Consider the following 11998-nt stretch of genomic DNA (forward strand, 5'->3'; position numbering starts at 1 on the left):
ATCAGCGCACCATGATCACCGTTTTGCCCCGATAATTGCTCTAATATAGGCTCCGCTCTCATTAAAAGCCCACCGATGATCGAGCGTGGGTTTGTTACCGTATACGGTTATTTTAGCTGCAAATAAGGATGAAGCCGAAACCATGATCTGACTGCTTTATCTTGAGGCAGTCGTTTCTTTTTAGCGTTAATCCATGTTTAATAATGATTGATTGACAATAAGCCACATCAATCATAATATGATAATCAAATGATTATTTGAATGTAGGTGAGGGGTATGAAAATGAACGAATATCAGGATCAATGTGAAATTTTTTGTTATGACGAAGAAAAGGTTCAACGGTTATCTCCACTCATCGAGTCCGAAAACTTTACGTTCACAGGTGATATTTTTAAAGCGTTATCTGGTGAAACGCGATTAAAAATTGCTTATGCTTTGACCCTAGAGACTGAATTATGCGTCTGTGACGTTGCCCATATTATTGGGACAACGACGGCAACGGCTTCCCATCACCTCCGTCACCTGAGAAATTTACGCATTGCGAAAAGCCGGAAGGAAGGCAAATTGGTGTTTTATTCCTTAGATAATCATCATATTACTGAACTCATTGAAACGACGATGGTACATGGCCGGGAGGAGATCCATAGTGGCTGATCACCATATAGAAAAAACTGATTATCGCGTTCAAGGCTTTTCGTGTGCGAGTTGTGCCGATACGTTTGAAAAGAATGTGCAACGATTAGACGGGATAACCGATGCAAAGGTGAATTTCCCGGCTTCAAAGATCACCGTTTATGGATCAACAACGAAGGAGGAATTGGAGAAGGCAGGTTCCTTTGAAAATTTGAAAGTCCATTCAGAACACGCACCTAGTGAATCGGAACCAACCCATCAGCCATCCTTTTTCCAAAAATATCAAACCGTAATATTGGCCATTCTCTTTTTTGGTTTTGGAGTGGCTTCCCAAATCATCAATGGCCAAGAGAACCTGCTCACTTGGCTTGCTTATGCCACTTCGATGGTCGTTGGGGGCTATACGCTTTTTAAGGCTGGCCTTATGAATTTAATGCGCCTGCGATTTGATATGAAGACGCTCATGACTGTCGCTGTCATCGGGGCGGCCATTATCGGAGAATGGGCGGAAGGAGCTCTTGTGGTCATTCTTTTTGCCATTAGTGAAGAACTCGAGGGATTCTCCATGGATCGGGCGAGACAATCCATTCGTTCGCTCATGGATATAGCCCCTAAGGAAGCGCTCATTAAACGAAATGGCCAAGAGATGACCGTTCCTGTCGAAGACGTTGCGATTGGAGACATCATGATCGTCAAACCTGGGCAAAAAACGGCCATGGATGGCGTTGTTGTGACCGGTCAGTCCTCGATAAATCAGGCAGCTGTTACCGGAGAGTCTATTCCTGTTGAAAAAAATATCGATGATGAGGTATTTGCGGGAACATTGAATGAAGAAGGGTTCCTTGAAGTTCGTGTCACCAAGCATGTTGAAGACACGACCATTTCAAAAGTGATCCATCTCGTGGAAGAAGCACAAGCAGAACGTGCTCCGGCCCAAGCTTTTGTGGATCGTTTTGCGAAGTATTATACACCCGCTGTTATGGTGTTGGCTATGCTTGTGGCTGTTATGCCGCCATTAGTGATGGGAGCGGCCTGGGAAGCATGGATTTATCAAGGACTTGCTGTATTAGTTGTGGCTTGTCCGTGTGCGCTTGTGGTTTCAACCCCGGTTTCCATTGTTACAGCCATTGGCAATGCGGCTAAGAACGGTGTTTTAATTAAAGGCGGCGCTTATTTAGAAGAAGCCGGGTCATTGAAAGCAATTGCCTTTGATAAAACAGGGACTTTAACCAAGGGAGTTCCGGTAGTTACGGATTTTTCCCTATTTCACCCGGGAGACGAAGATGAGCTTTTAGCCAAGGTCACTGCGTTAGAGTCACGATCTCAGCACCCTTTAGCTTCGGCCATCGTCGATAAAGCAAAGCAAGCGAACATTTCTTATCACCATCATAAAGTACGGGATTTTACTTCGATCACAGGAAAAGGAGTCAAAGGTACAATCGATGGGACAACATACTACGTTGGGAATCTAAGTTTATGGGAAGATGTCCTGGGATATGTTTTGGATCCGGAAATTCGAACTCCCCTTGATGATCTCCAAAAACAAGGGAAGACAGGGATGTTTATTGGCACTGAACAGTCCGTATTAGCTCTAATTGCCGTTGCTGATGAAGTTCGTGACACAAGCCAAGAAATGATCTCGAAACTCTATGACATTGGCATTGACCAAACAATTATGCTTACGGGCGATCATCAAGACACGGCGTCTGCCATTGGCAGGCAAGTAGGTGTGACCGATGTTCAAGCCAATCTTTTACCGGAAGATAAATTATCTTATGTTAAAGCTTTTAGAGAGAAGTATCGGAAAGTAGCTATGGTTGGAGACGGGGTTAATGATGCCCCTGCCCTGGCTGCGTCCAATGTAGGCATTGCCATGGGGGGAGTAGGCACTGATACGGCATTGGAAACCGCCGACGTTGCCTTGATGGGGGATGATTTACAAAAATTGCCCTACACCATGAAACTAAGCCGCCGAGCGCTGCGTATTATTAAACAAAACATCAGTTTTTCCCTGGGTATTAAGCTTTTGGCACTTTTATTAGTGGTACCGGGGTGGTTAACCCTTTGGATTGCTATCTTAGCGGATTTAGGGGCGACTCTCCTTGTGACAGCGAATGGACTACGGTTGTTACGGGTGAAAGAATAACACGAAGGGCGTTAGGGACGTTATTAAGTTACAGGAGCGTGATCTAAATCCCCCGTCTTTAGACGGGATACGCTAACTTAGGGACTGCTGAATAACGGACGCATCAAGCCCCCGCACGCCGGTTTTACGCGAGGAGGCTTGACCGTTCGTCCGCGGAAAGCGAAGCCATGGAAGCGGCATCCCGGCTTCAGCTGATAGCTGCACGTTGTTCAGCAATCCCTATTTATAATGGAACGATAATCATAATAATGCTATTTCATTACCGTTAGGGTTTTTTGACTAGAATAACAGAAAAGGAATGGCGTAAGGTTCATTCATGTCGTAGTCGTTTATACGAGTGATGTGGTAAACGCTGAAGGAGGTTTGAACGCTGGAGATGTCAGCATCCAGTCGAAGGCGATTTTGCTTAGTAAGGCACAATGGCGACGTGATCTTTGAGCAAATCAGTGATAAAATAAAAAGGCATGTTATACGAGATTCTGTCAGTTTGCTAAAGCTAAACTTATAAAAGATGAGCGAAAACAAATCCAAGTCATTGCAGGTATCATGACCGCGAAGGATAAATTTTTTAGCGATGATTTCGCTGTCATGATGATGAGGCGGCTTGGCGTGACAAAAATCGGAAGGATCATTGTGAAGGAAATCGAACAAGAGCGGCAAGCGGCTATTGAATGAGGGAGCTGCGTAAAAAAGCTCTCTTTTTTTGTTTAGTAGGTAAGAAAGTATAAATCAACTTTCTTACCTACATAAGTGCAACTAATGTCGTTTTAAATTAACATAGGGAGGTGTGGTCATGATGATCGTTGTTTTCTTACTCATCGGTGTTCTTATCGGCATTACATCCAGTTTGTTCGGGTTCGGCGGTGGTTTAATCGTCGTGCCGATTTTATACGCCTTCCTGCCCGAGACGATTCCGGCAGCTTTTGTGATGCATACGGCGATTGGCACATCGCTCGCGGTAATGATCATTAATTCCTTCAATTCAACGCTTAATCATGCGAAAAAAGGGAATGTGCAGTGGTCTATTTTTAAATTTTTCTTCATTTATATTGCACTCGGTTCATTGCTGGGCGGTTTTCTCGCTTATTTTTTTACGAGTGACCTCCTTCGTTTTGCATTTATCGCATTTTTAATGTATGTCATTCTATCAAGTGTCATTAAAAAAACATTTATCGGACAGTCGGGGGACCGTTTCCAATTTCCGAGTCGGCAAAAGGCAGTTACGACTGGGATTGGCATTGGCGCGGTTTCCACTCTTTTGGGTATTGGCGGCAGTGTGATGACGATTCCCTATCTTAGAAACCGGGGACTCAGCATGCTTCATTCCGTCGCGCTCGCAACGCCCCTTGGCCTCCCGATTGCCATCGTAGGCACATTCATGTATTTGGGGTTGGGGCTGCAAGTCCCGAACATGCCTGCTTCCACCATGGGTTTTATTTACCTGCCGGCGGTTGTCGGATTTGTGCTCGGGGGATTTATCGGTGTCCCCATCGGCAGAAGGATCGCTCAAAAGTTGCCCGATCCTCTGTTTTCCAAAGTGTATCTCGTTTTGCTCCTGACCGTCGTTATTATGATGATTATCGGATGAAGATGAACGCTTAATATTTTACAATTTCGTCCGATACATAGCATAGATCAATTTATCCCCGCTGATCATTATATCAGTGGGATTTTTGCGCGACGACAATGACTTGAAATTTGATGCAGAGGAGACATGATCGTGTTATTCAAGCAAAAGAACAAGGAACACATGAAGTTGGATATAAGCAGCAGCCAAGGCAGTATTAATGTGAATAGCGGAAGTGACGTCGAGAAGCAAATAAAAATGATCAGGCTTACAACGTACGATTTGCAGGTCATCCATGCCCTGCAACCTTTTGTCGTTGAAGAAATTGATACTATCGTCGCTCGATTTTACGAGAATCTGGAACATGAACCATCGTTGTTAACCATCATTCAAGATAAAAGTTCCATTGAAAAGCTGAAAAAGACATTAAAAAACCATATCGTCGAAATGTTTAGCGGGACAGTGGATGAGTCTTATTTGGAAAAAAGAAGAAAGATTGCACACATACACGTCCGTATCGGGCTACAAACGAAATGGTACATGTGCGCCTTCCAAGAATTGCTTTTATCTCTTATGGATGTGATCGAGAAAAATGTAATACGAAAAGAGGAATGCCTTCTTTCAATTAGGGCTGTATCAAAAATCATGAACTTGGAACAGCAATTAGTGATCGAAACATATGCCGCTGAAGAAGAAAAGCTAAGATCAGGAGCCGAAGAACAAAAGGTTGCTGTTAGGGACCAAGTAGCAAGTGCCTCTCAAAATCTTGCCGCTATCTCCGAAGAAACAAATGCCTCCCTGCAACAATTGAATGCCCAATCCGCTGAAATAACATCTTTGGCTAAAACAGGTGCGGAGTTATCTACGCTAACCGAAGAGCGTGCTCAAACAGGGAAAGAGCAACTAAATCATCAAAACGAGAACATGTCAAACATTGAAGGGACGGTAAATAATATAACGAAAGACGTGGAAGCGCTGCTCGAGCTATCGAAACAAATGCAGGAGATTGTGGATATTGTTACATCGATTGCCGATCAAACGAACCTTTTGTCTTTAAATGCCACCATTGAAGCAGCAAGGGCCGGGGAACATGGGCGAGGGTTTTCTGTTGTCGCCGAAGAAGTCCGTAAATTATCTGATCAAACAAAATCCTCTGTCTCGAACGTATCAGGCCTTATTTCGAATAGCAATAGTCAAATCAATACGCTAACGCATTCGCTTGAGAAGATCCGGCGTGCGGTTGGTAAAGGAAAAAGTGGGATGGAGAAAACCGAAAACCATTTTAAAGAAATCGTGCAAAAAATGGAAGAAACAAAAACACAGAATAGCAATATCGAAAGCGAGTTAATCTCTTTCAATAGTGCCATTGATCAATTAGGTGAGGCATTTAGCGAGGTCGCTGTCTCGGCAGAAAGCATGGCTACAGTATCGCAAGAGATGAGTGAAGCTCGTTTCATATATGAACAATCGTGACGGTGGATTGTAAAATAAAAACCCGGTGAACGTACACGCCGGGTTTAAGCTTCAGCTTTGATTTCGATCACAAGTTTTCCTTTCGTATGCCCGCTTTCAATTTGTTCGTGCGCCTCCCGAACGCCCTTTGCAGTGAAAGGATAGACTTTTGTGATCATGGGTCGGATAGCATTGGCCTCCATAAGTTCCCGAATTTCTTTCATTAATCGCCCGGATGGGGAGATGGACGTGAACACTGCAGTAATTCCCGCTTTTTCGGCGGCTTGTTGATCCGGTTGTCGTGCGATGGACACGAGGCAACCATCCTTTTTTATAATATCGAAAAAAGACTGTTGCTGCTCCCCGCCAACACAATCAAAGACAGCATCGACAGGTTCGATACGTTTTAGAATGGACTTTTTCTTGTGATTCAACACATGATCGGCTCCGAGTTTTTTCATGAGTGATTGGCTGTCCGAGCCGCCGATGGCGGTAACGGTTGCCCCTAGCTGTTTCGCCAATTGTATGGCAAACGTACCGACGCCCCCACCGCCGCCAATGATAAGAACGTGATTGCCTTTTTTGACACGTATTCGTTCTTTCAGGTTCTGCCAAGCCGTTAGTGCGGCCAAAGGGGTGGCGGCAGCTTCTTGAAAATTAGCCTGTAAAGGAAGGCGAGTGAGCAACGTTTCATCAATTGCAACTTTTTCCGCGTAAGTTGCTCCAGGTATCTGTTTAGGCGTGGCAAAAACACGATCGCCGATCGAAAATTGTGCAACATCCGACCCTTTGCCGATCACGATGCCTGCAATATCGTTTCCCGGGATAACGGGAAAGTCCAGGCTTTGTTTTTTTCCTTCCCTTATTTTAAAATCAATCGGATTAACGGATGTCGCGTACATGTCAATAAGAACATCGCGTTTCCCCAGTTCAGGTTCGGTGATCTCGAGCAATTGCAATTGCTCCCGATCACCGAATTGCTCAATCCCAACCGCCTTCACGAGAATCACTCCTTTCTTAATTATTTTACCCATTTTCACGGATTTAGAATCTCGAAAATTTTGGGACCTCTTCATAAGATCTTCAAATGTATAATGGTTCGCGAGGATCAGGTGCGATTGAATGTTATGAATCAGCTACCATCGTTTGATCAATATGAAAAAGTGTGTGATCTTTTAACAAGGATCTGCGCTTTTTTTAAAGTGAAGAAATACTAACAAGAGCCGGGTTGGTTACACTATCTAACATAAAAATAATAGGACATATGATTTTCCCGTCCTTTCATGGAGCAAAATGATAAATGAATGATTGCTTTCCGGCAATAAAATTTGTTAGTCTAATTGGGTTGTTCATGTTTTTAAAATTTTAGGGGGTTATGTTTTGGTAAGAAAAACAGACTGGCCGGTATTTATTATTAGCGGTGGATTCCTGTTACTTTTTGTGATCGCCTCGTTGATTCAAGTTGACTTTGTCGCTGACTTGGTTGACCTGTCATTTGCGTGGGCGACTTCCTATTTCGGGGCTTTTTGGCAAGTGTTCATGGTGCTTGTACTTGTAGTTGCGATCGGACTAATGGTCTCGCGATATGGGAATATTCGTTTAGGTACCCGTGATCGACCTGACATAAACAATTTCAAGTGGATTGCGATGATTGTTACGACATTAATGGCGGGCGGTGGCGTATTTTGGGCCGCTGCTGAACCGGTCTCTCATTTTCTGGAGACCCCGCCGATGTATGGAGATGTGCCACCCGGAGAGGGAGCAACGATCGCACCGGCGTTAGCACAATCGTTTCTGGATTGGGGATTTCTGGCTTGGGCTGTAAACGGAACCCTAACGGCAGTTGTTATCATGTATGGGCAATCAAAAGGGTTGCCTATGAAGCCAAGGATCTTGCTTTACCCTATTTTCGGGGAAAAAATTATGACAAAAAATGCATTCGGGACGTTGGTCGACGCTTGTTCCATCCTTGCCGTGGCTGCCGGAACGATTGGGCCCATTGGTTTTCTCGGTTTACAGGCTGCATACATGGTGGAAGATTTGTTCGGCATACCTAATACATTGATTACGCAATTAGCCGTGGTTTTAGGTCTTGTGCTGATTGCAGCAATTTCTGCAATGACCGGTATTCATAAGGGAATCCAATTTCTTAGCCGTTTTAATGTTATTTTTGCCTTAGTATTAAGTGTGGTTATTTTATTAGTTGGCCCTGGCCGTTTTATTATTGACCAATTTATTGGCTCGTTTGGCATTTACGTCCAAGACTTTTTGCAACTTGCTTTTTACAGAGGGGATGAAGGCTGGCTATCGCAATGGACGTTATTCTTTTGGGGATGGTTTATCGGCTATGCGCCTATGATGGCAATGTTCATTAGCCGCGTTTCTCATGGTAGAACGCTTCGCGAATTGTTTATAGCAGTCATCATTATTGCACCGTTGGTCATGAATTTTTGGTTCACGGTGGTTGGCGGAACCGGTATTTTCAATGAACTTCAAAACCCGGGCTCCGTTGGTGTACCTCTTGAAGAAGGAGGGCAAGCAGCAGCCATTAACGCGATTGTTACCCAACTTCCGTTCGGATTTTGGATTGCAATAGGATTTCTACTTGTAACGGTAGTTTTCGTGGCAACAACAGCGGATACGTTATCTTACACGATATCGATCTCCATTTCGGCAACAGATGACCCGCCGAAAGCGATGCGTGTGTTTTGGGCGGTCATGATGGGTGCCGTAGGTTCAATTCTAATCGTACTCGGAGAAGGGAGCGTTGACGCCTTACAATCCTTTATTGTGGTGACCGCTGTCCCCGTTTCACTCATATTGTTGCCAACGTTATGGCTGGCACCGCGAGTGGCGAAGAAAATGGCGAGAGAGCAAGGGATAAAGTGAATTTGGAACAAAAAAGCCCACTCATCAGGTTGGCAAACCTGGTGGGGGGTTTTTGTCATTTAAAAAGGCATTTGCTTCAAAGTAGGGGATAAGTTCACGTATTCCAGACAAAATTCTGGTGGCAGATTTCGCGTAAAAATGAGTTATAATGGATTGATGGGGGACGATCGACACAATTAGGTTTCCCGCGGGTATTTCGTTATTTCCCGTTGGTAATTTGACATTTCCCGTGGATAAATTATTATTTCCCGTGGGTATTTTGATATTTCCCGCGGGTAACGGAGGCGATCAACGTGACGACCAATAAAAATCACATCCGACAACACGTGTGGGAACAAATGGAAGAGAAAAAAATTGGCCGTTTCCCGTTTCCGCTCCAAAACCGCATCCCAAACTTTAAAGGTGCCGAGAAAGCGGCTGATCATGTCGCGACACTCTCCGCTTATCAAAATGCAAAAGCTGTGAAGGTTAATCCCGACGCGCCGCAGCTCCCATTGCGGGCGCAAGTGCTCATCGACGGCAAAATGTTGTTAGTCCCCACACCCCGCTTAAAGGCAGGCTTTATCCAAGTGAAACCGGAATGGGTGCCGCAAGGAGAAGAGAAGAAAGCCACGAGCTTAACGCATATGAAACACTTTGGGAAGGAAATCCCCCTTTCCGATATTCCGCGGATTGATCTTATCGTGGTCGGCTCCGTTGCGGTACATAAAGATGGGCGCCGCTTGGGAAAAGGAGAGGGGTATGCCGATCGAGAGTATGCAATACTGACAGAGCTCGGAAACCCGAGAGTCCCCGTTGTGACCACCGTTCATTCCGCCCAACTCGTTGACGCCGACATCCCCATCGAACGATATGATCTAACCGCTGACTGGATAGCGACGGAAAACGAAATCTTTTCAACAAACACGCCTTATTCGAAACCGACAGGCATTGACTGGAGTCAAGTAACCGAAGAGGAAAAAGAAGAAATGCCGGTGCTCGCGGAAATTAGTCGGCTCGTCCGCGGAGAGTAGAGGTTGAAACGTTTCAATCGCTTTGGATAATGGGTTATAATAGCTTTTGGGGGACGACAGACATGTTCATGCCGTATCGCGACCAGCTATATAAAGCAACATTCATAGATCGGCCGAACCGTTTTATCATTCGGGCGAAAAAAGAAGACGGTAAAACAGTTATCGCTCATTTGCCGGACCCGGGTCGATTAATCGAATTGCTCATCCCCGGACGAGAGATATGGGTGCGTTATGTCGACAACCCGAAACGCAAGACGCAATGGTCGGCGGTTCTTTGCGAGAGCGAAGATGCATGTGTATACGTTTCCCTGGACACCACGTTCCCCAACCGTTTGATTGCCCAAGCCTTGAAGGAAAAACGCATTGAGGCGCTAAAAAAATACAACTATGTAAGGGCTGAATATCCATTCGCAGGCGCACGCTGGGATTTTTTATTGGAAAATAAAGGTCAGTCATTGCTTTTGGAAGTGAAAAGCGTGACACTTGCGGAGGATGGCATTGCTTATTTTCCCGATGCCGTTACCGCCCGTGGCAGAAAGCATGTGGAGACTTTAACGGACATTCAAATCGAAGGCAATTATGACACGGCCGTATTGTTTGTGGTGCAAAGGGGCGATGTTACGAGTGTTCGTCTCGCCACCCATATCGATCCGGCATTCTCGTCCGCTTTGCAAGAAGCAGCGGATACTGGCGTAGCAACGCTGGCTGTAACAACGGACGTCCGTTTGGAAGGCGTGAAATTGGGCCAGGAATTACCTGTGCAACTAAACAATCAGAAGGGATCGATAAAATGACGTTAAACGATTGGTTTGCAAAGGGAACGACCGCTGAAGTTTATATTGAAAATATGAGTCAACATAAAGACAATCTTCAACATGTTTATGAACAATTCAACCTCCCGGACGATGCCAGGTTGGAAGGGGCAGGCACCTCTCCTCGTGTCATTGTTCTCACCGAAGATTGGTGCGGCGACGCGATGATAAACGTGCCGATTTTGCTTCACATCGCGGAGAAAATGAATATGGACGTATCGATGTTGTTAAGGGACAGCAATTTGGAGCTTATGGACCAATACTTGACGAATGGGAAGTCGCGCTCGATTCCGATCTTTATTTTTATCGATGAAAACGGAAATGAAGTGGCGAAATGGGGGCCTCGGGCGCCGGAAGTACAGGCGAAAGTCGAAGCTCTTTTTTCCAAACTGCCGGCAAAAGATGCACCAGACTATGAAGATAAATGGAAAGAGACGCTTTCGTCACTCACACAGATGTTTCGCGAGGATGAAAACGTATGGGGTGAAGTGTATGAAAGCATCATGAAAACGTTGGTGAAATAAAATTGTCTGGGCGGGTTATGCATCCGCTTTTCAAGCAGTTGTTTGAGTTGGCGTAATGTTGATTTTTCAATTTAAGAAGCCTCTGCCAAAATTAACATTAAGCCTTAAGAGGGAACGTCACTGAAATGTGTGTTTTAGCGCCATGAATCTACTGAATCTGGTATATTATGGCGTCATCGGATCGTTATGACGCCATCAAACAAACATGACGCTCCACGGCACCTCCATTGTAGACATACGTGTACTTGTCTTCATCTCTGTGGTCGAGTGTCCATACGACGTCGGGAGAACTGGATTGGCGATAGGCATGAAAATCACTCCTTAAGATATATTGTCGTAACTATCGTGGGCAGATGAATGGTTTTCATGGTTCTTTTTTTGTCGAAAATTTCAATTTATTTCCGGTGAATTTAAAAAAAGGGGAGTTGGAAGTGAGTATCATTATTAGACCATATACAGAAGCGGACGTATCACACTTGTTAACGATATGGAATGATATTGTGGTGGAGGGCATGAGCTTTCCACAGGAAGAACCGTTGACATTGGAGGCAGCCCAGTGCTTTTTTGCGGAACAATCCTATACAGGTGTGGCTGAAGAAAACGGAGAGATACTTGGCCTTTATATTGTACACCCGAATAGTGAAGGGCGCTGTGGCCATATTGCCAATGCATCTTATGGTGTTAAAGCCGGCCAAAGAGGTAAACGGATTGGAGAAAAAATGGTCATTGATTCTTTGGAGAGAGCAGGATCACTGGGGTTTCGAATCATGCAATATAACGCGGTCGTCGTTACAAACAAGGGAGCGATTCACTTATACAAAAAGCTAGGTTTTACCTCATTAGGTGTCATCCCGAATGGATTTAAACAAAAAGATGGAAGCTATGCCGATATCGTCCCATTTTATATTGAAATTGATGCGGATCGAGAAACCATGTAAAGGAGAGTAGAAAGGAGGGTCGCA

Annotated in this window: 11 protein-coding genes; 10 read left to right on the forward strand and 1 reads right to left on the reverse strand. The window is 44.8% G+C overall.

The window, feature by feature from the left end:
* Positions 1-282 precede the first annotated feature (282 nt).
* From HUG20_RS05305 to HUG20_RS05320, 5 genes are all read left to right on the forward strand, one after another.
* Complete coding sequence (locus tag HUG20_RS05305) at positions 283-654, forward strand: ArsR/SmtB family transcription factor (RefSeq protein ID WP_200088874.1); 372 nt, start codon at positions 283-285, stop codon at positions 652-654.
* Positions 626-2779, forward strand: coding sequence for a heavy metal translocating P-type ATPase (locus HUG20_RS05310; protein ID WP_200088876.1), 2154 nt, complete (start codon positions 626-628; stop codon positions 2777-2779). Before HUG20_RS05305 ends, HUG20_RS05310 begins: the two co-directional genes overlap by 29 nt.
* 546 nt (positions 2780-3325) lie before the next feature.
* Positions 3326-3454 (forward strand): hypothetical protein, encoded by a 129-nt coding sequence (locus HUG20_RS19385; protein WP_281392513.1) that lies wholly within the window; start codon positions 3326-3328, stop codon positions 3452-3454.
* Positions 3455-3572: 118 nt separating this feature from the next.
* A complete protein-coding gene (locus HUG20_RS05315; RefSeq protein WP_200088878.1) occupies positions 3573-4367 on the forward strand; it encodes a sulfite exporter TauE/SafE family protein in 795 nt (264 codons plus the stop codon).
* A gap of 126 nt (positions 4368-4493) precedes the next feature.
* Positions 4494-5819, forward strand: coding sequence for a globin-coupled sensor protein (locus tag HUG20_RS05320; RefSeq protein ID WP_246476548.1), 1326 nt, complete (start codon positions 4494-4496; stop codon positions 5817-5819).
* A 44-nt stretch (positions 5820-5863) separates the two neighbouring features.
* Here HUG20_RS05320 and HUG20_RS05325 read toward each other — a convergent pair whose 3' ends face one another.
* A complete protein-coding gene (locus HUG20_RS05325; RefSeq protein ID WP_200088883.1) occupies positions 5864-6799 on the reverse strand; it encodes an NADP-dependent oxidoreductase in 936 nt (311 codons plus the stop codon).
* A gap of 379 nt (positions 6800-7178) precedes the next feature.
* Here HUG20_RS05325 and HUG20_RS05330 point away from each other — a divergent pair, with 379 nt between their 5' ends.
* The 5 genes from HUG20_RS05330 to HUG20_RS05350 all read left to right on the forward strand — a co-directional run bounded on the left by HUG20_RS05330 (position 7179) and on the right by HUG20_RS05350 (position 11974).
* Positions 7179-8687, forward strand: coding sequence for a BCCT family transporter (locus tag HUG20_RS05330; RefSeq protein ID WP_200088885.1), 1509 nt, complete (start codon positions 7179-7181; stop codon positions 8685-8687).
* Between the two features lie 293 nt (positions 8688-8980).
* Positions 8981-9700 (forward strand): 5-formyltetrahydrofolate cyclo-ligase, encoded by a 720-nt coding sequence (locus HUG20_RS05335; RefSeq protein ID WP_200088887.1) that lies wholly within the window; start codon positions 8981-8983, stop codon positions 9698-9700.
* A 62-nt stretch (positions 9701-9762) separates the two neighbouring features.
* The gene (gene sfsA / locus HUG20_RS05340; RefSeq protein WP_200088894.1) at positions 9763-10494 is read left to right on the forward strand and encodes a DNA/RNA nuclease SfsA; all 732 of its coding nucleotides are present in this window, start codon (positions 9763-9765) and stop codon (positions 10492-10494) included.
* Positions 10491-11036: a thioredoxin family protein gene (locus HUG20_RS05345; RefSeq protein WP_200088896.1), complete on the forward strand. Its 546-nt coding sequence runs from the start codon at positions 10491-10493 to the stop codon at positions 11034-11036. Before sfsA ends, HUG20_RS05345 begins: the two co-directional genes overlap by 4 nt.
* Before the next feature lie 431 nt (positions 11037-11467).
* Entirely contained in the window at positions 11468-11974 is a 507-nt protein-coding gene (locus HUG20_RS05350) for a GNAT family N-acetyltransferase (protein ID WP_246476549.1), read from the forward strand.
* Positions 11975-11998: the final 24 nt, after the last annotated feature.

This window comes from Salicibibacter cibi (assembly GCF_016495865.1).
In the GTDB taxonomy this organism is placed as follows: Bacteria; Bacillota; Bacilli; order Bacillales; family Marinococcaceae; genus Salicibibacter; species Salicibibacter cibi.